Genomic DNA, 26023 nt, shown 5'->3' on the forward strand with positions numbered 1-26023 from the left:
CCTGCCTGCCGGCGGGCAGGGCTGCAAAATTCGGGATTAATTATACAGCAGTTTAATGAGAATCTTTTCGATTTGATTAATCCTGAAAGGTTTGGCGATATAACCGTCAGCCCCCTCGGTTGATGCTATTTTAGGCGGGTAAGCCAGCGGGTAGCCTGTGATGATTACCACCGGCAGGTCGGGATATTTACTCTTTATCTCATGCATAAAATCGATGCCGTTTTTAACGGGCATCTTAATATCCGTTATAACTAAATCGAACTTACCAGCTGCTAATAACTCTAACCCATCCTGGCCATCAGCGGCACCCTCAGCTTGATAGCCAAGAATATCCAGCGAGTCGATTAATGTGCTTACGATAGAAGGTTCGTCATCAACTACAAGGATATTTTTTCCTTTGGCGATAGGTTTAACGTTATTAATGTCGTATTTTATCAGGGCTTTTTTAATCATATCCTCAACTATACTTATCCTGAATGGTTTAGCTATAAAACCATCCGCGCCGGCTTTGTATATCGATTCAACAGAAACATCTTTGCCGGAGATAGCCAGAACTGGAATTCGGGGATATTTATTTTTTATATATTTAATCAGTTCGCTTCCTGATTTATCCGGCAGGACTATATCCGATACAACAATATCGATATTTTTATTCTCCAGGTATTCGACAGCTTGCTTATAACAATCAGCGGTTATGGTTTTAAAACCCAATGCCTCGAGAGTATCACCCAGCAATTCGCGGATAATTTTCTCATCATCGACAACAAGCACTGTAATTGGTGTAAATTCTTCAGTCAAGCTTATTTCCTGATTATTTTCAGAATGTTCTCGGTGTTTTCTTTCATTAATTGTTCGGTATCGGCTTCGAGATTAAGTCTCAATAAGGGTTCTGTGTTTGATGGTCTGATGTTAAACCAGTAATTGCCGCAATCAATAGTAACGCCATCGAGATAGTCAATTTTGGCATCGCTGAATTCATTAACAAGCTCTTTCAGTTTGGCTGGAATATCGTCAACCCGAGAATTAATCTCACCGCTGCGGTAATAGTGGTCAAACGAGGCTGTCAACTCGGATAATTTCAATTGCTCTTTGCTTAAAAGCTCGAGACATACAGCAAAAGCTATAAGCCCGGAATCGGCAAACCAATTATCCCTAAAATAGAAATGGCCTGAATGCTCGCCGCCGAAAATGGCGTTGTTTTTTTTCATCAATGTCTTAATAAAAGCATGTCCGACACGGGTGCGTATTGCATTGCCGCCGCCTTTTCCAATAACTTCCGGTACAGCCTTCGAGCAAATAAGGTTGTAGATAATATTTGAGCCTTTTTCCTTTTGAAGTATTGAGCGGGAGACTAACGCCGTAACCATGTCGCCGCCGAGCGGTTTGGCATTTTCATCGACTAAAAACATCCGGTCGGCATCACCATCGAAAGCCGCTCCGAAATCGGCTTTTTCATCGAGAATTTTCCGGCAAAGAGCGGCGATGTTCTCCGGTTCGATTGGGCTGGCAGGATGGTTCGGGAAACTGCCGTCAAGCTCGAAATACATCGGTATCAGTTCACAGGGAAGCTTTTTAAAGAGCTCGGGCACAATTAAGCCGGCCATACCATTACCGGCATCAATGACGATTTTAAACGGTTTTACAGCAGAAATATCGATAAAGGATAATACATGGCTGATAAAATCCGAAATTATATCCTTGCTATTTAGAGAACCTTGTTTAGCGGATGTTTTAAAACCGTCAGTCTCTAAAAGGCTGCGAATATCTTTAAGATCGGTCTCCGAGGACAATGGTTCAGCCTTGGCTTTGCACATCTTAAGGCCGTTGTATTCTGAGGGATTATGCGAGGCTGTAATCATAGCTCCGCAATCATATCCATATTTACCGACCGCAAAATACAAAGCATCCGTTGAAACAAGGCCGACATCCGTAACATCAGAGCCGGTTGAACGCATGCCATCGGTAAATGCCTGCGCCAACTCAATTGATGAACTGCGCATATCTCTTCCCACTACGCAGGATTTACAATTAAGCACGTTTCCTGCGGCTATTCCCAAAGCTTTATATATTTCCGTATTTACCTGCTTGGGATATATACCTCTGATATCATAAGCCTTAAAGATTGTCCGGTCAAATTGCATATTATTTTCTCCCAACCATTTTATATGTGATGAAAGTAAAAAATGTCAAGACATAATATAGTATCGTCAGTATTTTTTTAAATGTAAGAAATGAAAAATTTGAAGGAATCTGCCAGCATATTTTCTATTGACAAAAGCTTTCTCCGATTATAAGAATACCGATAGAAAGCAGCATATGATTATGCGTCATGATTGATTGATACTGGGAGGAATTAAAATGATAATAGAATGTTCACACTGTGAGGCGAAAGTTGAGGCGATTGAAATAGCCGAGCATAAAACGATGGACCCCGATTTCTTTGTCGAATCGAGAGTGGTGCTGACAAAATGCCCGATTTGTAAAAATGCGATAGTTGTCAGCCAGAAACTGTTGGAGATTAAGCCCGGTAAGCATGAATGGGCGGCCACTAAAAGACTCTGGCCCGATACCGACGAGCATATTGATGATTCTTTGCCGGAGGCGGTTAGAAGTTCGCTTAAGGAAGCGATGAAATGTTTCCATTCGAAAGCCTATATCGCTTGCGCCTCGATGTGCAGTCGTGTGCTTGAGGGAATATGTCTTGATAATAAACCCAAAACCAAGGCTATGTCCGATGGTTTAAAGGGCTTACTCGACAGCAAAATAATCGACAGCCGGATGTTTGAATGGGGCGAGTCGCTGAATAACCAACGCAAGATAGGCGCTCATACCACCGAACAAAAGATATCCCGCGCGGATGCTCAGTACCTGCTGGATTTTACTAATTCAATCTGCGATTACATTTATGTGTTGAATAACCGATATGCGAAATATATAAACAGGAATGCGGCGGGCAAGTAGGGGGAATTTTGAATTATTTTGAACATAAAGCGTTAAGAATACACCCCTGTCCCCTCTCAAGAGGGGAATAATAAAATGTTGGTGCATGAGGACGTACACCAGACACATATAACACCAACCCTAAATCCCCCGCCACTGGCGGGGGACTTTTAACCCAGATTTTGAAGTTGGCTTTTTAGCAATAAATCTAATTTGATATACATCATTGCGTAGGGGCGTATTGCATACGCCCTCTTACTTTAAGACACAGTCCAGCAAGTCAAGCCTATTTGAGGCTTGACTACTCAGGGCAAGACCAATGCGACAAATAGTCAAGTCCCAAGTGGACTTGACCTACTGAGTAAAATAGGGCAGGTCTTTCCGAGACCTGTCTATTTGGAATGCTTATTATGCTGTCACTCTTTATATTGTGTTGCTGTGTTTGACCTACTTCTGTCGGAAGTAACTGCCGATAGTCATCAGGTCGGGTTTCAGCTAAAGGGAGAGACCCCGACAACCTCGCCGATACAACATAAAAAGTAAATAATTTCACTCAATAAAAAAAGCGGGCTAAACAACCCGCTTTCTAAAGTCAAATTTATTTCAATAGAAGCTGTCTATTTGCAAACTTTCCCAAATGCTGCATACGCATCATGAACTTGTTCAAATGCCTCAGCCAGCTGGCTATTATCATCATCCTTGCAAGCATCGCCCAGCTTCTTTACGCACTCTACCAAACGAGTGCTCAAAACCTTGCAGGCTTCCTTGTCGCCCCTGCATTTGCTATCACGATTCATATGCTCAACAATTTTAGCCTTCTTAGACAATTCGGGGTATCCCAAACGCGCCGCCTTATAATCATTAGCCTCAATCGCCGTATGTATCGGATGCATTGCCTCGTGAAACTCTTTCATCTCTTTGCATTTCACAGTAGGGCATACATGAACAGCACCATTAGACTTCGTAAGATGCGTGTCGCCCTTATGATGAGAGCCTTCCTTATGGTCTTTGTTCTGCACATAATTATGTGAATCGGAGGTATGTTCGGCAATTTCCTTTTTGCCATGACTTTTACAATGAGTCGCCTTGCCAACAACCTTGTCGCCGCAGGATGCTTTATAGCCTAAATCAGCCACCGCCTTAAGCAGAACATCATCGTTAGCCTTATCGGATTCGTAAACTACAATAGCCGCACCCGGCTCAAGAGTAACCTCAACCGACTTAACCCCATCAATTTTGTTGAGGGCGCTCGTAATCTTGCCGATACATCCACCGCAGGACATTCCCTCAATAGAAATAACCATCTTTTCCTCAGCGGCAAAACATAATAAAGCCAGCGCTAAGACGAAAAACACTACAGCCTTCTTCAATTTTCCTCCAGTATTCTACTTCTTGCCGGGAAGTGAGAATAATTCGTTAACTGTTTTACCAAACAGTTTTGATAGCCTTAACGCCAAAAGGGTTGAGGGTACGCATACCCCTTTCTCTATCGAGATAATTGTTTGGCGGCTAACTCTAATTATCTCAGCAACTTCTGCCTGTGATAGTCCTTTTTTAAGGCGCATTTCCCTAATTTTGTTTTTAATTTTCATAGCGCCTAAAATATACTAAAATACCTTCATGTCAAGAAGTTTTTGCCGAAATAACTTGACAGGGGCACAAGTGTTCAGTATATTGATGTGCGGATAACAGAATTCAACAATCAACTTTTAACTTTGGAGGAACTATGAACTCCCCAATTCAATACGACCTTTTAGTCCCAAAAAAGAAATGCCGATGCGGCGGACAGTTGGAGTATAACGGCAGGTTTTATATCTGCTCCGAATGTAATCGTGTCTTTTGCCCGGATTGTTTCGGCTATATGGTTTCATCCGGCGGATGTTTAACCTGCATCAGCTGCGGCTGGAGCCTTTGCGCTTAGCATGCGAATCGATGATTTAATTCGCTATGGTTTTCCCCGACGGATTATCGAATGTTGGCGCAATGATGGGTTGGAATACCTTTTGCCATTGCAGATGGAGGCTATTAAATCATTTGGCCTTTTAAAGGATGAGAGCTTATTGATAAGCGGGCCGACATCATCGGGCAAAACTTTATGCGGCGAGTTGGCGGCAGTAAGGGCGGCTGCCAATAACCGCAAAGCTTTATTCCTAACGCCCATGAAAGCACTTGCCTCTGAAAAATATCATAAGTTTAAAAAGCGCTATCGGCGGGCAGGCTTTAAAATTATTATTGTATCATCCGATTACCCGGAAAATCGGCGGCGGTTCATAAAAGGTGATTATGATCTGGCGATTGTCGTTTATGAGATATTCGATTCTCTTACAGCTGCCAATCTTGCCTGCCTTGAGATAGCCGGGACTGTCATACTTGATGAGTTCCAGCTTGTAGCGACATCCGACCGCGGCCAGGCTTATGAGTCGGCAATATCCAAAATCAGGCATCACTCCTCGAAAATACAAATTATCGGTTTAATCGGGGGGCTTAATGAGTGCGAACTTTTTTCGAAATGGCTTGGTATTCCGTTGTTAAAATCTACCAGCCGGCCGGTAGAACTTCACCGCGGAATACTATTCAACGGTAAATTTTCTTTTAAACGCTGCAACGACTGCCATGAGGGAACCGAATATTTCACCTCTGCAAATGAAGATAATAATATCATACCGGATGGAGCGAGTATAACGCCCGAGTTATATCATGGCATAAAATATCTGACCGACAAAAACGAGCAGGTGCTGATATTCGTCTCCACTCGAAATGCTTGTCAGAGATTAGCCGAAGGCTTAGCTGATATGCTCCGCCTGCCGCCGGCCGAGTCGATTATAGAGCGTTTTGATGATATGCCCGACACCTGCCAGAAAAATATTCTGATGGAATGTCTAAAAAACGGTGTTTGCTTTCACAATGCCGATTTGAGTTTACCTTACAGAAGACTCTTAGAGGATGGTTTCCAGTCGGGGGAAATTCGGGCGATTGTCTCAACCTCAACTTTGGCATTGGGCGTTAATTTGCCCTCGCGAAATGTTTTTATAGAGGCGGTTAAGTATTACGATGGTTTCAATGGCGAGGCGGTTTTAAAGCCGCTTATGATGTATGATTATAATCAGATATCAGGCCGGGCGGGACGGTTGGGATTGGAAAAAGATTTCGGTCGGGCGATAATTATTGCCGATGACGAAACCCGCAAAGAACTGCTCTGGGATTCCTATATTTACGGCATGTCCGCGCCGGTTGTCGAACCGTTCGATACCGAAAAACTCGCCAGCCTGCTATTGAAATGGATATCCTGCGGACTTGTTAAAGATGACAACGACACGAAATATTATCTAAGCAATTGCTTGCGCGGCTATAGAGAAAGTTTCGGCAGTTTAGCCGTTAATGCAGTCTATGAACTTCTAAATAAATATAACTTTATCAAATATAAGGGCTGTCGTTTATGCTGTACAAATCTTGGCAGAGTAGCTGCCGGTTATAATATCGATTTAAATTCAGCCGCTTTGATTCATGAACAGTTTAGTAAATACAGCTATGAGGACAATTTGCTTAGCTGGCTGTTCTTTTTCACAACTATCCCGCGAATGTATAAACTTCAACGTACTGTCGGAGCATCATTTCAATGTGCTGTCGGGTCCCCGAACCCGACAGCATACTGTGACATTATAAACAAAACGCTTGCCGATTACGATGAAACGCCTGTTGGCTTGCTGGCAAAATATCTTGAAAATCCCGACAGCTCGATAAGTCCCGGCATGATACAAACATTTCTCCTATTAACGGAGATTATCGCGCCGGCGCCGACAATCGAGATAGAGATGAAATATAATGCCGGCTGGGGGCGGATAAAAAATATCGGCGAACAGTATGCCAACATAATGAGGGCGACAGCGGATATCGGCGAAGGCTGCGGCTTAATTCAAAATAAGAAGAAGAACCTGCTTAATTATGCAGAGTGTTTGTATCATGGCTTGCCTTCCGAAAGCCTGATATTTGCCCGTCTGAAAATATCATTGCTCGAACGCGACTTTATATTAAGGCTAAACAATGCCGGCATAGCTGTTCCTTCCGATGTAGTCAACTCCGGTTTCGATATTATATCGACGCTGCTGCCTTATCGAGTGGCTGATAGTTTGTTTAAGAGATGTTCAAAGATGATGCCGGCAAATGATAAGCCTGATGATATTACAGCAGCGACTGAAAAACAGCCGCTTGCAGTAAAGAAAAACGGTTCCCGCTATGAGCTGACGATTAACGGCAGTATGGTCAGCCTTCAGCCGCGATTGTATTCATATTTCCACAAGCTGTATAACGCTGATAATCCGGAGGGTTGGCTCGACAAAAACTTCCTGGATGCCGGAGTCAACCAGGTAAAGTATATCTACAAGCTGAAGAAAGCATTGAAAGGCATTACGGGTATAGTCATAGAGGGCGATGGCGGCGGACGGTATCGGTTGATGATGGAGAAGATAAGCAGATTAGAAAAGGTTTAAATTATGATGCTCACCGAACAACAGATTAAACGACAGGATTTTGTTGATAATTCAATTTTTGAATTACTGCAAAAACTTAATATGTCAGGCAATGAAATCGAATGGGATATTGAAATTATTGCTGATATAAGAGAGCAAATACGTTTTTGGTTGGTTGATAATCTTCAATTATCAGATGAGATGACTTTTTATCCTTATATTGAAGAGTAAGCTTACAAATAGTAACCTAATGAATGCCAAAGCTGTCGGAAGTAACTTCCGACAGCACAGCTATGTATCAGTAGGTCAATCCGCCTGAGGCGAACTTGTGGTTTTGACTATTCGTGTTATATCGGTTCATGGTTCGCCTGAGGCGGGATTGGAAATGACCTGTTATGTGGGCTGCCTGCTGCCAACAGGTTTACTGATATACCTTTTCAGGCTCTTTCTTCTTTTGCGCAGGTGGTTCGCTGGTTTGAGTCATCCGGTTTTCAGGTTCGGCGCTCTGTCTTTTAGTTTCTTGGATAAACTTGAAACTTCCCAATTTTCTGAATTTTATAAAAAACCATAATGATATGAATATGATTAGAGTAGAAGTGATAACATGGTAAACTTCTGCATGAATAAATATGGAATCCAGTAACGCAAATACTCCCAACACGAATAAGGCAATACACCATAATAACATATTTCCTCCTTTTTATATTACTATATATACTATCCATATATCGGATGATAAAATCAAACACTGATTCTTTGTGGAATTTTATCGGTAGACGATGGTACGGTGATTGAAACCTGATGCAAGACGAAACAACAATATTCCTATCGCAGCACTATTCCGGTTGGCACGCCTGTTTGAACTGGTTGGCTTTGAAATTTGTCTAATGTCCCGCCAATTTATATATTATCCCTGATAAGTCCCCGTAAATTAACATATCGCCATATACAGCCGGTGAGCAATTCGATATTTCATGGTTGAAAATGTTGTATTCCATAGCGCCGCTGTTGGCATTAACAGCATACAAGTCGTTGTCATAAGACAGGAAATAGACTATACCTGAGGCTATCGCCGGACTGCTGTATATCTCGCCGTAGGTGCCAAAATTCCATTTCTCATCGCCAGTTGCGGCATCAAGGCAATACAACACCGAATCAAGCGAGCCGAAATATATTTTGTTATTGAATAAAGCAGGGGATGAATATACTATATCGCCAGTCTCGAAATGCCAGACCTCATCGCCGGTAGCTATATCAACGCCATACATGCTATGGTCATGACTGCCGATATAGACTAAGTTGTTATTAACATTAATTACAGGCGTTGAGACTATATCTTTATTGGTTTTAAATTTCCATATCAGCTTGCCGTCATATCTATCCAAACAATATAGATAAGTATCAGAACTGCCGATAAAAAGCTTTTCCCGATAAACCGCCGGTGAGCTAACGACCCAATAATCGGTTTTGAAACTCCAGACAACCTTGCCGTCATATTTGCCAAGCGCATAAACATAACCGCTGTAGTTGCCAATATAAACCAGACTGTCATCAACCAACGGCGAACTTGAAAACGCTCCCGAATCGGCGAATACCCAATTGACCGCTTTGGTGTTTCTATCGAGGGCGTAAAAATTTTTATCCCATGAACCGAAATAGACTGTATTGCTGTCTACGGCGGGCGTTGAAAAGACTTTCTTGGCAGTTTTGAAAAACCAGCGAGTCTGTTCTTCATATATATTTATCGCTATAAGCCCGGTATCGGTGCCGCAATAAAGCATGCTGTCATAGATAACCGGCGATGATGTTATCCTTGTTTGCAAATTACACAGCCATGACATATCAGGAATTTTTCCGGGTCCTGGGTCTGGCGAAACCGCCGTACGCTGATTATCGCCTTTAAAAATTTGCCAATTGGTTTTAGCTTGCTCCCGCTTATCGACGCATGAGAATATGACAAGCGGCAATATCATGAAAATTATCAGGCTGCATTTTTTTATCATTTTATTTTCGCACCTCTGTTTATATCTTGTTGGCATCTAAAATTGCTTCTCACGCTGTAATATCATCATCGATTTGCTATCAGTATGGATGTTTCGAATATACTCTCGGGTTGTTAACAAAGCAGCAGCTTTGTTTTAGCTGCCAAGCATCGCTTGGCAGCCAAAGAGTGTATCCGCCTGAGGCGGACGTCCCTACGCGTTTGCAGCAGAGCCGTATTCCCAAACCCGACAGCTACTCCAACTTTTTTATATGCGCCATAATCTGCATATACTTTTCATCATCAGGATTAGCCTCTAAAAATATTTTCAGCCATTGCGCCGCTTTGTTGGGTTCTTTTAATATGCTCTCATAGAGATCAGCTATTCTCAATGGCGCCAGTTTGCCCTCGGGCAATTGAGGATATTTGTTATAGACCTGCGTCAGCGTCTCGATGGCCTTGTTAAAATCTTCCCTTTCCGTATAGCATTTCACAAGATAACCCATCGCTCTCGCTATTTGCATAGGCGTGTTTGTTTCGGAATTAGCATATCTTTTTATATACAGCTCGGTTTCATTGAATGTTTTATTGGCCAACTTCTTTTCACCTTTGTTTTTGTAATAACTTGCCATATACAGCCCCGCCTCAAACGCTTTATCCGAGCCGGGGAATGCCGCCTGCACCACATTAAACTGACCGATAGCTTTTTCCCAGTATCCTTCCTTTTCATAACATAAAGCGATGGCATAGTATGCCTCTGCCGCTGTTTTCGCTGTCGCTTTAGGCATGTCTTCTATATTTCTAAAAACCTTTCGCGCTTTAGCATATTTCCCCTGCTGATATAAACTCAATCCCAATCCGAGATATGCGGAGGCAAGCTTATCATGCTGGGGATATATTTTTATAAATTTGCGATATGTTTTTTCGGCATTCTTGAATTGCTTCATGTTTTTCATATAAACATCGGCAATCATCATAAGCAGATGCGGCGGTGTCTGGCCTGCGTTGTTGCCTAATGAGTCTCCGACGGCTTTTGCTGATTGCATGATTTCGATTGCCTGCGAATATTTTTTCTGATGCAAATAGGTTGCTGCGATTTTACCAAGAATAATATTTTCTAATGGCGTACCGGTGAATTTATCCCTGAATGAGATGAAGTAATTTCTGCCTTGTTCGAGCTTTTCATTGTATTTGTTTATATCACCAATCTTTTGCCACATTTCAGCCGACCTGATAGGAGCATCTAAAGCATCCATATTGGGATTAAGAGGTTTTGCATTTGGCATATACAAAATGGCAAGCGTATCATACAAGGCTGAGGCTTCGACATATTTTCTGGTTTGCTCGCGGCATTTTGCCATATTAAAAATCGATGCCATTCTTTCAATCGGGCTGCTTGCGCAGCTTTTAGCAACAATCTTGAAATACTCATAGGCTTTGTCATAATCCTTTACAAACCTGTACAATATGCCAATATTGGTATATGCCGCCAGTGTCAGATGCCATGATTTTTTAAGCTCTTCATTGGCAGTTAATGTGTCGGCGGCATTGCCGGGAAGAGACGTCATTTTCGCCACGCTCTCATACTCCTTAACAAGGCTATTCAAGTTGCTGTCGGATAATTGCTGGCCTTTTATTGACATTTGAGATTTAAGATGTTCGATTTCGTCGAGCTTTTTCTCCATCTCATAACGAATCGTCATATCGGATTTTTTACTGCAGGTCAATAATAAGCTTAACAGGCTTGCTGATAAAACTACTGTGAATAATATTTTTCTCATATTTCCATCCATTGGTTAGGGTCCATTAATTTAAACCCTTGCGTTCTTATGCCATAGTATCGCCGTATCCGACAGTTATTTCTTAGGCTGTCGGTCTGCTGCTCCCTATAGTTTAAACTAATTAATAATCATACTATAATTTTAATCGGCTGAAAAGAGATAATTTTACAGGAGTTTCCCCGTTTTTTCAAAAACTATGATTTCCACTTATTGAAAATGTTAACCCTATGAAACATACTATACTATAAAGATTTTACCGGAATTTTCGGGGAAACTCCTGATAATTTTACATTTATTATTACTTTATCAGGTTGTTATAGAAAGACTACTTTACAGCCTGTAATAACCAGGCTCGTCCGGATAAACAAAAATGCCCTATTGCCGAAACGATAGCATTTGCATCTATTGAGCTTGCTGTTCAATTTTATTGGTTTTGATAATATGGGCGCTTACGTTTTTATCCATCCTCTTGATATGCCGTGAAAACCAATCGACTATTAAATCGAGAAGTTGAATCACCAATGAATAATCATCGGTTTCTTTATTTATCTTTTCCTTTAATTTGTAATATTCTTTTTTAAAGGTATCGTGTTGTTTCTTATGCGCTTCAAATTCAGGGAAGGCATAATCAAACTGCAGTTTTTCTTCATTGTGAAAATGTTCGAACATGTAAAACTCTAAAAATGTCAACGCCTCATTTGTTTTTTGAGCGCCTTTTCCTTGTTTAGTCGCCTGAAAAGCTAAATCTATTCTCTTGAACAGCTCTTTGTGTTGTTCATCTATGATTTTATTGCCAGTTAATAATTCGTCAGCTAATTTTATATGCATAAGTTCCTATCTTGCTTATATCAACTCCATGACAAAAATATGCCGGAGTATTTGTATTATATATTTTCGGCTAATAGGCAGTGTAATCTTAATAGAAATTGTATTTTAAAAATTACCCGGCGTCAGGATGTCGTTTCTTCCATCCTGACGCATAACCTAAATTAGGTGCCCCATCCCCCGCCTCAAGCGGGGGTGGGATACTATACCTGGGCGTCAGGATGTCGTTCCTTCCATCCTGACGCATAACCTGCGCGTAGGGGCGTATTGCAATACGCCCCTACGGCTAAAACATGATCAATTAAATTCCTTGTGCTGTCAGAAGCTAATTCTGACTTCAACGCCCAAAAACATGTACAAACTGCATTAACATTCCCCAAACCGGTTATATATAGAGAACGTATCATTAAGCTATGGGCATATTTTTGTGTTTGGCGGACGTTTTCGTCTGTCAACAAAGCTGGTGCATGAGGAAATTGCATTTTAAAAATTACCCGGGCGTCAGGATGTCGTTCCTTCCATCCTGACGCATAACCTAAGCTATAGGCATATTATGCCCATAACCAAACCCACAGGAGCCGCTATGTTTAAACAAAAACTCAAGGAACTGCTGCGTAAATCCAAACAAAACCTCGTCGCAAATCGCGCGAAACCACCATCAGCCAACACCCGCATTAAAAACTTCGAGCTAAGACTGCCAACCGCTAATGGCTATACCCGTCAGGACAGGCTGAGCCTCTATCGATTCTTAGCCGAAAACATTCCGATATTAAACGGCGCAATCTGGCTCTGGACCCGTTTATGCGCAGCGCCGGTTGAGTTCAAATTCAGCAGTCTGTCGGAATCATCCGGCCAGGCAATGATAGCCGGCCTCGACCGGGTATTGTCGCCCTACGCCTACCAGAAATCGGGCGGCATCGAGACTATTATAAACATGTTTTTTCGCTCGCTTTTTATGGATGGCTGTTTTGGCGGCGAGATAATCCTCGACCATCAGGGCAAAAGCATTTCCGAGTTTATTCCCTCGGACAACCGTATGCTGTCATTCGAGCAGGAGAACGATAGTTGGCAGATATACTGTGAGTGCGATGACCGGCGAGTGAAAGTCGAGCCGGGTTCGTTCTATTTCACCGGTTTGGATTCTACTCTTCACGACCCGCGCGGAGTGAGCATGCTTTCGACAATCGGCTTTATTTCGCATCTCGAACAGAAACTTATTAACGATATGTCGCAGAACCTCGAACGTTCGGGTTATCAGCGCATTCAGGTGCAGCTTAATCGTCCCGAAAGATTGGCTGGCGAAAGCGAAAGCTCTTATATCGAACGCGCCAACAGCTATTTCGACAGCACGGTTGATATGATGAAAAACCTCAGACCGTCCGATTCGGCGGTTACCTGGGATGATGTCAACATTAGCAGCGTGGGACCATCCGGGACAGGCGGCGCCTCGAGTTGGTATCTGTACCATCGGGCGTTGGTCGAGGATATCTGCGCCGGCGTGCATCTCGACCCGTTTATGCTTGGCTTTTCGTTCGGCACCACTCAGACATGGGCGCGTTTCAAGTTCGAGTTGATGATGCGTCAGATTATCTCGGTGCAGGAAAAGGCTAAGGGATTTCTCCGCTGGCTTGTCGGGTTGGAGATGGCTTTACGCGGTCTTCCCGGTGATGTTGAGATACTATTCGACAACCGCCGCGTATTCGGTTCGCTCGAACGATTCAAGGCTGAAAGCTTCATGATTGAAAGCATCATATCCCAGTATAAAACCGGTTTGCTGGACAAGCAGGAAGCCCGCGACCGCCTTGGCAAAATCGAGCCGGGCATTATCTGATGTGCGAAATCTGCGCGAGTCCGCTGCTTGAGGATGTAAACCGCAAAATCAACTGGATGCCTGACAGGCTGGTTAAATGGGCGAACAAACGGGGACTGGCAATAGATATAAAACAGCTTGATGAGCATTTTGATAAACATATTGATGAAGCCACAAAGAAGAAGCGGAAAAAAACTGCGCGTAGGGGCGTCCGCCTCGGGCGGACGCCCTCTTCATGCGACAAGCCAAATTCACCTTGCAAATTGCGAATCCAACCGGCGACTGAACAAAATGTAGGTCGGGTTCTGACCGGAGGGAAAAACCCGACACCTCATTATCAAGGAGATGGAGATGTTTCTGTATCCAACCCGACACCGTGCCAGGATGAACAGCTCCTAAATGAAATAATCGCTCGCGTATTTGATGAATTAAACGCGGGGGGATTCACACTCAAGCTTGAGCATGGTTTCAAGGCGATTGAGATAAAGCAGAAACTATCAGGCGGCGGGGATGCCGAGCGTTTGCTGATGGATTTGCTCAATGAGATAAGGCGGCAGGAGTTGGCATCGGATGGCTGATGATATTTATATCGCGTCAGGGCGTCCGGCTCGGGCAGATTTGCCCTTGTGGTTGGTGTACGTCCTCATGCACCAGTTGGCAGACGGGGACGTTCGCCAACCATAAAAATTAAATGAGAAGGCGGGAACCCTTTCCCGCCTTCTATATATGGGGTGCCTATGTTTTCAGGAAATCCGCATCGGCGGACTGACGACGCGCGAAACCATTCGCTGATTAAAGTTATTAAATTAGGATTGTTATTGCTATAATTATATATTTGTATATATTATAATATGTAGGTATTAAATTCTAACTTTGGAGGAGAAAAATGAAAGGTAAGCTATTGTTTTTGACGGTTGTGATTGGATGTTTATTTATCGGCAACAACCTCAAGGCTATTGAATTGCAGCCAACTGATGATATGTATATTGATACTCTAACCACTGTGCCTCATTCACCTGATGAACTAATAGTGGCCAACGAACCGGTTGAACCTCATGTTAACCAGATTTTGATGAAGTTCGATATCTCTCCCTATATGGGCGAACAAATTGATGATGCTATACTTCATCTGTATCGTTTTTATGGGTGCGGTCAAGGTAATACTGTTGCCAATTTCTACGAGGTAACCGAAGAATGGGATGAAGATACCTGGCCTGAAGATACCTATATCAGCCATGATAATAATTCCTGGTGCAGATATACATTTAACATAATGGGTTGGAATAATATTTATCTCACCGATATAATTCAATTTTGGCTTGACGGCAACATGGAAAATCGCGGCTTTGTTATTGAGGGCGAATCGGGCACCCGGCTCAGTAAAATATATTCAAAAGAAGCGCCTGATTTTAATCCCTACCTTGAGCTGCTGGGCATAACAAGCATCAATGAAGCAGAAGTTGTTCCGTTGGATTTCGATTTCAATATTTACCCTAATCCATTTAATGCTTTTGCATCTATTAATTACAGTTTAGCAAAAACAAGCAATATTTCTGTAGAGGTATATGATATCCTCGGTAAAAAAGTTGAAACTCTTGCCAGCACAATACAGCCTGCCGGAAGTTATCAAATTAACTGGAATGCTAATGAGCATCCATCCGGCGTATATTTCTGCCGCTTGAGTATTGATGATAATTCCAGCGTAAAGAAAGTTGTGCTGTTGAAATAGCAGCCATCGCGTAGGGGCATATTGCATACGCCCGTAAAGCGAATGCAGTCCGCGGCGGCGGATTTTCTGCCTTCTATTAAGGCGACACCAATGTCGTCAGGAAAGGGTTCCTGACGACGCAGGCAAGTTATAATACATCGCGTAGGGGCGTATTGCATACGCCCTCTTTTGTTATATCTCAGTTATTTAAATTGTTGATATTTATTGTTGGCTATATTATATTTGAGCAAGTAGAAAGGGATATGCTTAAAAAGATATATTTTTCAAATGTTTGATATTTACTGACAGGTTTTGTCAGTAGTGAGATGTATATTATGATAACAAAAAATATGGTATAGGATTTGAGCAAAGGCAAAGTGTCGGGTTTCTCCCTCCGGTCGGAACCCGACCTACAGAACTATTTAAAGGAAATTATAAAGAGATTCAATTAATTAGACACTGCCTTATATTATATCATCAGCATAGCCCATAGGGCGTATGCAATACGCCCCTACGCGCGGCGGTGTATATCACCCTAAAACATAATATATTGTGGTTGGTGTACGTCCCCGTGCACCAACATATTTTGATATGTCTCAGGATGTTCGCCTGAGGCGAACGCCCCTATGTGAAAAATCAACCAACGAAACAAAATTTATATATGAACAAAACAACCCCCTGGCGGAAAGCCCTGCATGACCCGGTGTTTTTCGCCCGCGAATATCTCGAATTCGAGCCGCATCACGGCCAGCAAGACTGGCTGAGAAACTCGACCGGCTTCGAGAATGCCCTCGTTACCGGCAACCGCTGGGGCAAGTCGGAGATTCAGGCGGTGAAACTTATCCATCGCTCGATATTCCAATTGCGGCAGATAAAATACGACAAGCCGAATCATTATCGCGCTCTCAATGTCAGCATCACGCTCGACCAGGCGCAGATTATCTTCGCCAAAATATTAGCCCTGCTTGAGCGCAATAAGAAAATCAAAACGCTGGTGAAAAAAATCAAAGCGACACCCTATTCGACTATCCTGTTTCGCAATGGCACCGAGCTTACCGCCCGCACCAGCGCAAATAGGGGAGAGCACCTTCTCGGCAATGATTACGACTATGTCAATTTTGATGAAGCCGCCTATGAGCCGCAGGCAGAGGCGGTAGTCGAGGGCGCGCTCAAGATGCGTCTTGCCGACCGCGCCGGTATGCTCGATTACAGCTCGACTCCGAATGGCTACAACTGGTTTTACCATCGCTGTAAATTGATTAACAAAGACAACCGCGGGTATGTGCATCACGGCAGTTCTTATGAAAACCCTTTCCTTTCAATAGAATCACTCAATTACTTGAAGCAAAGCATGACTCCCGACCGCGCCGCTCAGCATCTGATGGGGCAGTTCTCGTCATTCGAGGGGCGGCTTATACCGGAGGCGATTTTGCAGAAAGCAAATCGTGATGCTGTCGGATTAGCCGCGCCGGAATCGGGACGGCATTACGCGCATGGCTGGGACTTAGCCCGCAAGCTGACATATACGGTCGGGATTGTGCTTGATATTACCGCCAAGCCGTATCAGCTTGTGCATGTCGAACGCTACCAGCGCGACTGGCCGGAGATAATCGGCCGGATAAAGACGTTATTCGGCATATATGGCGGACGAGTGCTAATAGACTCAACCGGTATCGGCGATGTTGTCTTATCCGAGCTTGATGATATCAAGGCTGAGGGCTTCAATTTTGCCGGCGGCAACCGCGAGAAGCTAATGGCTAATCTCGAACGGTCGTTTTTCTCCGGCGAGATAGCTCTGCCCGAGTACAGCATCCAACAGCCGGATGGTTCAATGTGGAGTTTACTTGATGAACTTCGCGCTTTGGATGTCGGCTATGAAAATGCCGGGGATGGTGTCTGCGCATTGGCGTTGGCAATCTGGGCGGCGGATTCGAGAAACAGGCTTGTCATACCCGCGATTCCGGCAGTCGGCGGGTTTTAGGTGTCAATAGGGTGCCCTGCTTATGGTAGTGTATATTAATTATGACTGGTGGATGTCCTCGCGCACAAGTTGGCAGATGAGGACGTCCGGCAACAATAATCCCCATTATAAACAAACAGGCTTATCGATAGTCCCCAATAAAAAAAGGACCAGCCCCAAGGAGGGAGAGGAAAGACTGGCCCTCGGATGATGATATGAAACCATCTCCATTAAAGTGCGTTTGCAAGCAACTTATCTATTTATAAAGTAACACCTATGCGATTATTTACTATTGCAATACTCGTGCCGCAGAAAATGACTTTAAAATATAACCATAATTTCTTATCTATCAACAAAATACAATTATGTTGAGAGGTATAAACATTTTCAATATGCATAAATTTGCGCAATGCTTTACGTAAATCGACGCAATTTTTATAATGGTAATAATCGTAAAAAGTAGAGATTATTAGCGGTTGTTTAAGGTTGGCATAAACCAGATAGACATACCCATGCGCTAATAAAACCTTTCGCGATTGGCGTACGTCCCCGTGCGCCAACAAACCTTGCCTGTTTCAACAATTGCATCTTCTTGGTTTCGACAATATCGCCTGCATCTATGCGATAGGAATAGACGCCTAAGACAAAATCATCCGCCTTCCAAACCGCTTGATGATTGCCGGCATCGAGATAATCGTATATATTATACATAATAATTGCTGTATAATGCTTTACAGTGAGAAGGGCAGGAGAAGCGGGTCGGACAGTAATCTCTAACCCCTGCTGTTTCTTTCGTTCCTAAAGCATTTTTTATGATTGACTATCAAAATTAATTAGCTTATCAATCACCTATGAAAAAAATATTTTCAATATCCCGGCGTCGATTATGGAGAACACTTTTGTCGATGGCAATCCTGCTCGCGTTTACCAGTTGCGCGCCTCGCTATATAGCTCCTCAGCCTGAATTCGCCTGGCCAGAAATGGCATTGAGTAAAATTGGGGATTCGCTCGGCATTTATATCCCCTATGATAACCTGAACCTGATATGTAAGCCGGACCTATCCCAGCCGTGCTGTATTCACAAAGATATTCACATCGGCGATGGCGCAAGTCAGGCGGTCTTGTCAGCCTCGCAGGCGGTTTTTGCTTATGCCTTAATGCTTGGCGAGCAGCCAACCGATACATACATCAAATCGCTAAATTTGAGGGGCTTGCTTCATCTAAAAGATATTACTGCAAACTTCGAGTTTTTGCCTCATATAGAAGATCGTTTTGATAATGATAAAGAAATTCGGGAACCGGATAAGTATGATATTCTTATCACTTTAAATCTCAATTTTTCAGCGATAGATTTTGCCTTGGATGATATCAGCGAATTTAACATAAGCGTGCTAACCGAAAGCGAGAAACCGGCTGCCAAAAGGAAAATAAATAGTCAGCTTAAAAAACTAAGCAAGACAGCCCTGGAGCAAGCCGCAGGTTATCTTGCCCGTAAGCTTGTTAATTTCTATGGCGCCAGAAGTTGATGATAAAAAAACGTAGGGACGAATTGCATTCGCCCTCAGGCAGAGAAGCATGTAAATTTATGGAAGCAACGTGCGTAGGAGCGATTGCAATGCGCCCCTAAGCGAAATAGCATATGCCGCTGTTATTTTAATCTGGTTGCCAAGAGCCGCTTGATAACAGGACGACCATTTCTTGACAACATAAACTAAGGAACTCAACGTGAGCTGCAGCCTCGATACATTCATCAGCGTAGATCTCGAAACAACAGGTCTTGACTCGGAGATAGACCGGATTACGGAAATAGGCGCGGTCAGATATGTAAAAGGCGTTAAGGCCGATTCCTTCTCTATGCTGGTCAATCCCAAAATCTCAATTCCTGATAATATAATCTCGTTAACAGGTATCGATAATGACATGGTGAAAAACGCTCCGCCAATCGAGGATGCAATTGCCGAGTTCGAAAAGTTTCTTGATGATGCTCCTCTCATCGTCGGTCAGAATATCAAGTTCGATATTTCATTTCTGAAAAGATATATATCACTAAAATATCTTAGTGTAATTGATACTTATTTTATCGATACCGCAGTTCTTGCCCGTTTAGTATGGCCGGGTTTGAAAAGCTTTAGTTTAGCCTCATTAACAAAATTTATAAGCATCGACAACAAAGATGCTCATCGCGCCTTAGCTGATGCCGAGGCAACTGCCATAGTATATCTGTATGAGCTTGCGGCAACCAGGAAATTGCCTGCCAATATCACGAATTTCATCGCCGGTCTTTTATTTGGCGAAACCGGCAGAGGAATAGTGCTGTCATCGATTGAAGGGATGACGGATAATTTACCTTCCCCGGTCGATTATGAATATGATTATGGCGATAATGTTATCGGTTCAAATTCGATTGAGCCGATGGATGATTATTTTCCTATAGAAACAGACCGGATTAATGAGATATTCGATAACCGTCTGCGCGAGGTTTTGGATGATTACGAGGAACGTCCTCAGCAGTTGGAGATGGCGGCGCAGGTTGCCGGCGCTTTTAACCGCTCGGAGCTATTCTTAGCCGAGGCGCCAACCGGTATCGGCAAATCGTTAGCCTATCTTGTATCCGCTTTGATGTGGTCTTACCTTAATAGCGAAGGCGTTATTATCTCTACTCAGACTAAAAACCTTCAAGACCAGCTTTTCAATAAGGATATTCCGCTTGTGAAAGAAGCGCTTAGATTCGATTTCAAAGCTGTCCTGCTGAAAGGGAGAGGCAATTACCTGTGTCTGTTTAAATACTATGAGCTTCTAAGAGAAGCCATTAGTTCTTTTGATGCTGACCAGCGTCATGCTCTTTTACCGTTAGTTGTCTGGGCTGAAACTACCAAAACCGGCGATATCGCCGAATGCGGCGGCTTCAATCCGGGGCGCAATAGATACCTGTGGACAAGAATATCCTGCGAGGGAAATTTCTGTCTTGGCAGGATGTGCCGCTATTACAAGAGATGTTTTCTTATCAGGGTTAGAAATGAGGCTCTTACCGCTCATCTAAGAATTATTAACCATCACCTGTTCTTCGCCGATTTTGCCTCCGGCGGCGAATTGGTCAGGGCTACCGGTCATGCGATTATGGATGAAGCGCACAACCTCGAAAAAGTAGCGGCATCATATCTGGGACCGGAGATTAATCCTTATCTGTTCAACATGTTTTTCAATCAGATATATATGAACCGGCCGACCGAAACAGGTTTTATCATGCTGGCAAAATTGAATGTCTCAAAGCTGGCGGAGGCAGACAGCCGCAAAATTAATTCCCTGATTAGCAAAGTTCAGAAATCAATGGCTATTGCGCGAAACAGCCTGACTGATTTTTTCGATAAGCTTGCAGCCTCAATATTAAAGCAGCGGGGAAGAAACAACGAATCGAAAGAAATTCGCTATTACGATTTAACAAAATATATTGATAAAGATAAAATCGAGACAGGCCGCCTTTCTCTATTAAAGCTCGAGTCAACGCTTATTGATTTATCGGATGAGCTTGATTTTGCCGATTCGCTTGATGATAAAAATCAGCTTGTTGTAAGGTGCCGGTCTTTAGCTCAAGATTTAACCGAACTGCGAAGCTCTTATGAATTTCTCGTTTACCCGGAAAATAATGATTACGTGTACTGGATTGATCTTTGGAAGAGAAGAGAAATAAAATTAATCAGCGCTCCTATTGAGGTTGGCAAGCTTCTCGATGAACAGCTATATGACCATCTCAAAACGCTCATTTTATCCTCGGCGACTTTATCGGCAGCTTCAAATTTTTCATTTCTAAAAAGGCGGCTTGGCCTCGACCTGTCATCATCGGAACGCACTTGCGAACTTGCCTTAGGCAGCCCTTTCGATCTTGATAAAAACATCGGGTTTTTCGAGGCTGGTTTTATGCCTGTGCCAAATTCTCCCGAATTCAATAAGAGTACAGCGGCTGTAATCGGCGAGCTTTTCAATGCAGTCCGGGTTAAGGGCATGGTTTTATTCACCTCATATAAAAGTATTACTTCAGTCGTATCGAATGTTGGGCAGAAACTGCTCAGTCAGGGTTTCGAGTTGTTTGTTCAGGATAACAGCTTAAGCCCGTTTCAATTATTGTCGCGCTATCGCCAATCATCGAAAGGAATAATTTTCGGTACCGACAGTTTCTGGGAGGGCGTTGACCTGCCGGGCGCTGAACTGGAACTGTTGATAATAGTCAAACTGCCGTTCGCAGTGCCCGACCGTCCCTGGATAAAAGCCAACCTCGACAAAATAGAGGCTGATGGCGGCAACTCATTCATCGAATTCTCCCTGCCGGAGGCGGTGATAAAATTCAGGCAGGGTTTTGGACGGTTAATCCGTAAAAAATCCGACCGCGGCTGTGTTGTGATGCTTGATTCGCGCTTAAGCGGTAAAAAATACGGCCGCTATTTCTCAGCCTCGGTAAAACCACAATTACAATACTGCCGCAATCTCGAATCTCTAATAGATGGAGTCAAGCAGCATTTCGATGAATAACTGCCTGTTCAAACCCTGTTTCTCCTAACCGGCAATATTTATAAAAAATATAGGAGAGTCATTGCTCCGCCTATCCCGCATTATTCATAAACTCTATAGAGCAATGCAACAGTATGCTAATTTGTTATTGCGAGTCCGCCTAAGGCGTCCGCCATAGGCGGAGCTATGACTCTCTTTTATCTTTTGTGAATAATGCGGGCTAAGAAAATACGGTTCATTAATCAAGATTTGCACGTAGGGGCGTATTGCAATACGCCCCTACGCGTCTCCGTGGTTGGCGTACGTCCTCGTGCGCCAATAAAAAACCCTTTAAGCATTTTCATTATTGCCGATAGATATGATAGAGTATTTTTATATAAGATGAGTATTGTATTTTAATAAAATTTTCTGTGATTGGTGTGCGTTTTCGTCTCAAGAAACGTCCGTGTGCGCTGGCAAAACTTATGTGGTTGGTGTACGTCCTCGTGCACCAATAAAGACAATTCGTGGTTGGTGTACGTCCTCGTGCACCAACAAAAACAATTCGTGGTTGGTGTACGTCCTCGTGCACCAACAAAAATACAATTCCTTAAGTTGATGGTTTAAGATAAATGACAACTCAAACAAGCATTGCCAAAGCAAGAATCCTTTTAGTTGATGATGATAAAGATATCATTGCCACTCTGAAAGAATGTTTCATGGATTTCAGTTATGTTGTCGATACAGCCGTTTCCGGCGATGAAGCTCTCGCGAAAGTTATTTCAGATGATTATGATTTAGTGATGCTGGACATCAACCTGCCTGATTTTTCGGGTATGGATGTGCTCAAGCAGATTAAGGAGCAGAAATCCAGCCTGCCGGTTTTGATAATGACCGGGCATGCATCCACCGATGCTGCTATAGAGGCGATGAAGCTGGGGGCGCATGAATTTATCACCAAGCCCTTTAATCTCGACCGCCTGCTGGGAATGATTAACCGTATTGTAAAAAAAGCGCCTCCGATTCGCGGCTTGGCAACTTTCAGCGTTGCTCCGAAACCGGTTGAGGGAACTATTATCGGCAATACTCCCGAAATGATGGAAATCGCTAAAGTAATAGGTCAGATTGCCGCCACCGATGCCTCGGTATTAATCTTAGGCGAGTCCGGCACCGGCAAAGAACTTGTCGCCCGCTCGATATATCAAAATTCCCTGCGAGTTGACAAACCGTTCCTGTCGGTTAATTGCGCCGCCTTGCCGGAGGGGCTTTTGGAATCCGAGCTGTTCGGTCATGAGAAAGGCTCATTCACCGGCGCCTATACCCGCAAGCTGGGCAAGTTTGAGCAGTGCAGTGCCGGCACTATTTTCCTCGATGAAATCGCTGACATGTCGCTTCTAACTCAGAGTAAGGTCTTAAGGGTTTTGCAGCAGCAGGAATTCGAAAGAGTGGGCGGCGATTCAACCATTAAGGTGGATGTCCGCATTATTGCCGCAACTAATAAATCGCTGGTGAATATGATTAAGGAAGACAAATTCAGAGTTGACCTTTATTACCGTCTTAAGGTAGTATCTTTATATCTGCCGCCATTGCGGGAACGGCGCGCCGACATTCCTTTGCTGGCCGATTATTTCATCCAACGGTATGCCTCGCAAACCGGCAAGGTAAATCTTAGTATTGACAAGGATGCTTTAAACGGCTTGATGCATTACACCTGGCCCGGCAATGTCAGGGAGCTTGAGAACAATATCCATTCGGCGGTTGTCATGTCTAAGGGGGATATTTTACTGCCGGAGCATTTCCCGGTGCTGTGCGGCGAGAAGGAGCATATCGAGCTTGACATGTCGAAAATCGAGGATGACTATTGCCGTATGTTCACTGATATTATCGACAAGAATTTCGACAAGATAGTTGGCATCTCCGCCGACCATATATATCATCACTTGAATTCCGCCTTAGAGAAATCGCTGATTTCAGCGGCTCTGAAATACACCAAATCCAATCAGGTTAAGGCGTCCGAGTTGTTGGGCATTTCCCGCAATACCCTCCGCGACAGGATTGCCAAGTACGGGTTGTATTAGCGGCGGCGTTTAAATCTGTGTTTGATAATTGAATATAAAAACATATAGCTTTATTATTATGTGGGCGGCATCCGTCTAAGGCGGACCCCTTAGTTGATTAGCAGCAGACGAGGACGTCTGCCAGGCACAATATACGCCTTCTTACCGCCAAGCAGTATTAGCAGGCCAAGACCCTCGTGGTCTTGACGGGTGCGCAAATTTACTCCGACGCCTATACCTGTTTTAAAACGCTCACTTTTTAATTTGTCATTTTATTCTTGAAAAGCTAATAAGCTATCTATTATAATATATAAAATCAATTGGAGATAATAAATGGGAAAAGCGATAAAAATAACGAAAAACGAAATAATTACCAAGATATTCAAACATTGTAAGGCTAAAAGAAGTTATATCTTTGATAACGAATTAGTAAAAGATATTATCAAAAAATCCGGTTCTAAAACTAATCCATATGATATGACTAAACTTGATGATACTTCAAGATTCCCTGAAATTTTGCGAAAAAAGATTATTTTATTGCTCATTTAGGGGATGGCAAACATCAATTTATAAAAGGTATCGATAAAGTTTTTCATAAATTTGAAGATATTAATGAAGATGAAATAGTGAATTGGGTTTATCGTCCAAGCATACTAAATGATTATTCTGTTTCGGAAAGCAGTGTCTTATCGCTATGCTATAATCATCGGATTATACATGATTTTTTATACTTAGATATCGTATCGAATCCTAAAATTTATAACAGCGAAAGAAAACGAGGAATCTCTTTTAATTACATGATTGGTAAAGCTTATGCACATTTTAGTAATCTGCAAATTGAAATTGACTTGACAATGGAATATAATAATAAAGTTACTGTTTTTGAAGGCAAGAATACAAAAAATTCAGAGACATGGTTAACTGATTTTAATGTTTATCAGTTATATAACCCCTATAGATATTATTATGATTTAAAAGAAGACAACAAAATTGATATTCAAGAAATCAACGCTTGCTATTTAGTAAGGCAAAAAAGAGACAATGGCTCATATTTAAGGCTATATAAATATTATTTTAGCAATCCTTCAGATATTACGACCATTATATTGCTAAAAAAAAGAGAATTTCGACTTACAAGGAGGGGGTTTAATGAGTAGTTTTATTAATAAAGTTATCAATGATGATATAATGAAATTATTAAAGAAAATGCCGGATAATCATATTGATATGATATACAGCGACCCTGATTATAATGTTGGTATTAAATATAATGATAATACTTATACAAAGAATTTTAATGAATACATTAAATGGTATATTGAACTTGCTAAAGAATCTTTTAGAGTATTAAAAAATGATGGCAACATGTTTTTTATTAATTATCCTCGACAGAATTCATATTTGTGGATTAACTATCTTGATAAAGTTTGTTATGATGTTAACGAATATGTTTGGATTTATAATACGAATGTTGGTCATTCCCCAAGTAAATTTACTCGCGCTCATAGAAGCATATTGCATTGTAGAAAATCCAATAAAAACAAATGGTTTAAAAACCAAGTTGCCGAGCCTTATAAGAATCCTAATGATAAAAGGATATTAAAAAATATTGCTAACGGTTCTCAAGGTAGAATGCCGTACTCTTGGTTATATTTTGATTTAGTTAAAAACGTTTCAAAAGATAAAACTATTCATTCTTGTCAAATCCCTTTAGGGCTAGTAGAAAAATTAATATTAGCTTCAACAAAAATGAATGATTTGGTTCTTATTCACTTTGGCGGTTCCGGCAGTGAAATAATTCTTACTAAAAGGCTGCATAGAAACTATGTATCTGCTGAAATTGATAAAGTCTATTATGATATGATAATGAAAAGACTAGAAAATAATGGCAATATACCATCAGAGTATAAACTTCAAATGCAAAAGAATAATAAGAATAATCATACTACACACGATTTATTAGCCCGCCCAATACCTAAACCAACAAACTACTCCAAACCAAAAACTAAACCC

At 42.4% G+C, this 26023-nt stretch carries 23 protein-coding genes; 14 read left to right on the plus strand and 9 right to left on the minus strand.

Features of this window, described 5'->3' with window-relative positions; translation table 11 throughout:
* Positions 1–36 precede the first annotated feature (36 nt).
* Positions 37–798 carry a response regulator gene (locus tag J7K40_10035; protein ID MCD6162736.1) on the minus strand — a complete coding sequence of 254 codons (762 nt, stop codon included), beginning with the start codon at positions 796–798 and terminating at the stop codon, positions 37–39.
* A gap of 2 nt (positions 799–800) precedes the next feature.
* Entirely contained in the window at positions 801–2141 is a 1341-nt protein-coding gene (manB, locus tag J7K40_10040) for a phosphomannomutase/phosphoglucomutase (GenBank protein MCD6162737.1), read from the minus strand.
* 217 nt (positions 2142–2358) lie between these two features.
* Between manB and J7K40_10045 the strand changes: the two genes are divergently transcribed.
* The gene (locus tag J7K40_10045) at positions 2359–2961 is read left to right on the plus strand and encodes a DUF4145 domain-containing protein (protein MCD6162738.1); all 603 of its coding nucleotides are present in this window, start codon (positions 2359–2361) and stop codon (positions 2959–2961) included.
* A 596-nt stretch (positions 2962–3557) separates the two neighbouring features.
* Here the strand turns inward: J7K40_10045 and J7K40_10050 are convergent.
* Positions 3558–4244, minus strand: coding sequence for a heavy-metal-associated domain-containing protein (locus J7K40_10050; GenBank protein ID MCD6162739.1), 687 nt, complete (start codon positions 4242–4244; stop codon positions 3558–3560).
* An 81-nt stretch (positions 4245–4325) separates the two neighbouring features.
* Entirely contained in the window at positions 4326–4526 is a 201-nt protein-coding gene (locus J7K40_10055; protein ID MCD6162740.1) for a helix-turn-helix transcriptional regulator, read from the minus strand.
* 140 nt (positions 4527–4666) lie between these two features.
* Here J7K40_10055 and J7K40_10060 point away from each other — a divergent pair, with 140 nt between their 5' ends.
* The 3 genes from J7K40_10060 to J7K40_10070 are packed head-to-tail and all read left to right on the plus strand — an operon-like array spanning position 4667 to position 7637.
* Positions 4667–4861 (plus strand): hypothetical protein, encoded by a 195-nt coding sequence (locus tag J7K40_10060; protein MCD6162741.1) that lies wholly within the window; start codon positions 4667–4669, stop codon positions 4859–4861.
* A gap of 1 nt (position 4862) precedes the next feature.
* Positions 4863–7427 carry a DEAD/DEAH box helicase gene (locus tag J7K40_10065; GenBank protein ID MCD6162742.1) on the plus strand — a complete coding sequence of 855 codons (2565 nt, stop codon included), beginning with the start codon at positions 4863–4865 and terminating at the stop codon, positions 7425–7427.
* A gap of 3 nt (positions 7428–7430) precedes the next feature.
* Positions 7431–7637, plus strand: a complete 207-nt coding sequence (locus J7K40_10070) for a hypothetical protein (protein ID MCD6162743.1) — start codon at positions 7431–7433, stop codon at positions 7635–7637.
* Positions 7638–7827: 190 nt separating this feature from the next.
* Here J7K40_10070 and J7K40_10075 read toward each other — a convergent pair whose 3' ends face one another.
* The 4 genes from J7K40_10075 to J7K40_10090 form a co-directional block, all read right to left on the minus strand.
* Positions 7828–8094: a hypothetical protein gene (locus J7K40_10075; protein ID MCD6162744.1), complete on the minus strand. Its 267-nt coding sequence runs from the start codon at positions 8092–8094 to the stop codon at positions 7828–7830.
* Between the two features lie 196 nt (positions 8095–8290).
* Positions 8291–9409 carry a PQQ-binding-like beta-propeller repeat protein gene (locus J7K40_10080; protein MCD6162745.1) on the minus strand — a complete coding sequence of 373 codons (1119 nt, stop codon included), beginning with the start codon at positions 9407–9409 and terminating at the stop codon, positions 8291–8293.
* Positions 9410–9641: 232 nt separating this feature from the next.
* Entirely contained in the window at positions 9642–11168 is a 1527-nt protein-coding gene (locus tag J7K40_10085; protein ID MCD6162746.1) for a tetratricopeptide repeat protein, read from the minus strand.
* Positions 11169–11570: 402 nt separating this feature from the next.
* Complete coding sequence (locus tag J7K40_10090; protein MCD6162747.1) at positions 11571–11996, minus strand: bacteriohemerythrin; 426 nt, start codon at positions 11994–11996, stop codon at positions 11571–11573.
* Positions 11997–12576: 580 nt separating this feature from the next.
* On the opposite strand from J7K40_10090, the gene J7K40_10095 reads away from it, so the two are divergent.
* The 4 genes from J7K40_10095 (at position 12577) to J7K40_10110 (ending at position 17492) form a co-directional block, all read left to right on the plus strand.
* Positions 12577–13824 carry a hypothetical protein gene (locus J7K40_10095; protein MCD6162748.1) on the plus strand — a complete coding sequence of 416 codons (1248 nt, stop codon included), beginning with the start codon at positions 12577–12579 and terminating at the stop codon, positions 13822–13824.
* Positions 13824–14381 carry a hypothetical protein gene (locus J7K40_10100; protein MCD6162749.1) on the plus strand — a complete coding sequence of 186 codons (558 nt, stop codon included), beginning with the start codon at positions 13824–13826 and terminating at the stop codon, positions 14379–14381. Before J7K40_10095 ends, J7K40_10100 begins: the two co-directional genes overlap by 1 nt.
* Before the next feature lie 308 nt (positions 14382–14689).
* Entirely contained in the window at positions 14690–15532 is an 843-nt protein-coding gene (locus J7K40_10105; GenBank protein MCD6162750.1) for a T9SS type A sorting domain-containing protein, read from the plus strand.
* A 640-nt stretch (positions 15533–16172) separates the two neighbouring features.
* Entirely contained in the window at positions 16173–17492 is a 1320-nt protein-coding gene (locus tag J7K40_10110) for a terminase family protein (protein ID MCD6162751.1), read from the plus strand.
* 459 nt (positions 17493–17951) lie between these two features.
* Here J7K40_10110 and J7K40_10115 read toward each other — a convergent pair whose 3' ends face one another.
* Positions 17952–18182 (minus strand): hypothetical protein, encoded by a 231-nt coding sequence (locus tag J7K40_10115; protein MCD6162752.1) that lies wholly within the window; start codon positions 18180–18182, stop codon positions 17952–17954.
* Positions 18183–18322: 140 nt separating this feature from the next.
* Here J7K40_10115 and J7K40_10120 point away from each other — a divergent pair, with 140 nt between their 5' ends.
* The 6 genes from J7K40_10120 to J7K40_10145 form a co-directional block, all read left to right on the plus strand.
* A complete protein-coding gene (locus J7K40_10120) occupies positions 18323–18997 on the plus strand; it encodes a hypothetical protein (GenBank protein ID MCD6162753.1) in 675 nt (224 codons plus the stop codon).
* Positions 18998–19196: 199 nt separating this feature from the next.
* Positions 19197–21995, plus strand: coding sequence for a 3'-5' exoribonuclease (locus J7K40_10125; protein MCD6162754.1), 2799 nt, complete (start codon positions 19197–19199; stop codon positions 21993–21995).
* 590 nt (positions 21996–22585) lie between these two features.
* Complete coding sequence (locus J7K40_10130) at positions 22586–24031, plus strand: sigma-54-dependent Fis family transcriptional regulator (GenBank protein MCD6162755.1); 1446 nt, start codon at positions 22586–22588, stop codon at positions 24029–24031.
* A 312-nt stretch (positions 24032–24343) separates the two neighbouring features.
* Entirely contained in the window at positions 24344–24559 is a 216-nt protein-coding gene (locus J7K40_10135) for a hypothetical protein (protein MCD6162756.1), read from the plus strand.
* Positions 24560–24807: 248 nt separating this feature from the next.
* The gene (locus J7K40_10140; GenBank protein ID MCD6162757.1) at positions 24808–25167 is read left to right on the plus strand and encodes a hypothetical protein; all 360 of its coding nucleotides are present in this window, start codon (positions 24808–24810) and stop codon (positions 25165–25167) included.
* On the plus strand, positions 25160–26023 hold an 864-nt coding region (locus J7K40_10145; protein ID MCD6162758.1), incomplete at its 3' end, for a site-specific DNA-methyltransferase. The genes J7K40_10140 and J7K40_10145, both read left to right, overlap by 8 nt.

The sequence above is a fragment of the Candidatus Zixiibacteriota bacterium genome (assembly GCA_021159005.1).
Classification (GTDB): Bacteria; Zixibacteria; MSB-5A5; order UBA10806; family 4484-95; genus JAGGSN01.

Excerpts from the sequence above, each read along its gene's own strand:
- manB (MCD6162737.1), bottom strand. The coding sequence starts at position 2,141 with ATGCAATTTGACCGGACAATCTTTAAGGCTTATGATATCAGAGGTATA.
- J7K40_10045 (MCD6162738.1), top strand. The coding sequence starts at position 2,359 with ATGATAATAGAATGTTCACACTGTGAGGCGAAAGTTGAGGCGATTGAA.
- J7K40_10050 (MCD6162739.1), bottom strand. The coding sequence starts at position 4,244 with ATGGTTATTTCTATTGAGGGAATGTCCTGCGGTGGATGTATCGGCAAG.
- J7K40_10060 (MCD6162741.1), top strand. The coding sequence starts at position 4,667 with ATGAACTCCCCAATTCAATACGACCTTTTAGTCCCAAAAAAGAAATGC.
- J7K40_10065 (MCD6162742.1), top strand. The coding sequence starts at position 4,863 with ATGCGAATCGATGATTTAATTCGCTATGGTTTTCCCCGACGGATTATC.
- J7K40_10070 (MCD6162743.1), top strand. The coding sequence starts at position 7,431 with ATGATGCTCACCGAACAACAGATTAAACGACAGGATTTTGTTGATAAT.
- J7K40_10075 (MCD6162744.1), bottom strand. The coding sequence starts at position 8,094 with ATGTTATTATGGTGTATTGCCTTATTCGTGTTGGGAGTATTTGCGTTA.
- J7K40_10080 (MCD6162745.1), bottom strand. The coding sequence starts at position 9,409 with ATGATAAAAAAATGCAGCCTGATAATTTTCATGATATTGCCGCTTGTC.
- J7K40_10085 (MCD6162746.1), bottom strand. The coding sequence starts at position 11,168 with ATGAGAAAAATATTATTCACAGTAGTTTTATCAGCAAGCCTGTTAAGC.
- J7K40_10090 (MCD6162747.1), bottom strand. The coding sequence starts at position 11,996 with ATGCATATAAAATTAGCTGACGAATTATTAACTGGCAATAAAATCATA.
- J7K40_10095 (MCD6162748.1), top strand. The coding sequence starts at position 12,577 with ATGTTTAAACAAAAACTCAAGGAACTGCTGCGTAAATCCAAACAAAAC.
- J7K40_10100 (MCD6162749.1), top strand. The coding sequence starts at position 13,824 with ATGTGCGAAATCTGCGCGAGTCCGCTGCTTGAGGATGTAAACCGCAAA.
- J7K40_10105 (MCD6162750.1), top strand. The coding sequence starts at position 14,690 with ATGAAAGGTAAGCTATTGTTTTTGACGGTTGTGATTGGATGTTTATTT.
- J7K40_10110 (MCD6162751.1), top strand. The coding sequence starts at position 16,173 with ATGAACAAAACAACCCCCTGGCGGAAAGCCCTGCATGACCCGGTGTTT.
- J7K40_10115 (MCD6162752.1), bottom strand. The coding sequence starts at position 18,182 with ATGTATAATATATACGATTATCTCGATGCCGGCAATCATCAAGCGGTT.
- J7K40_10120 (MCD6162753.1), top strand. The coding sequence starts at position 18,323 with ATGAAAAAAATATTTTCAATATCCCGGCGTCGATTATGGAGAACACTT.
- J7K40_10130 (MCD6162755.1), top strand. The coding sequence starts at position 22,586 with ATGACAACTCAAACAAGCATTGCCAAAGCAAGAATCCTTTTAGTTGAT.
- J7K40_10135 (MCD6162756.1), top strand. The coding sequence starts at position 24,344 with ATGGGAAAAGCGATAAAAATAACGAAAAACGAAATAATTACCAAGATA.
- J7K40_10140 (MCD6162757.1), top strand. The coding sequence starts at position 24,808 with ATGATTGGTAAAGCTTATGCACATTTTAGTAATCTGCAAATTGAAATT.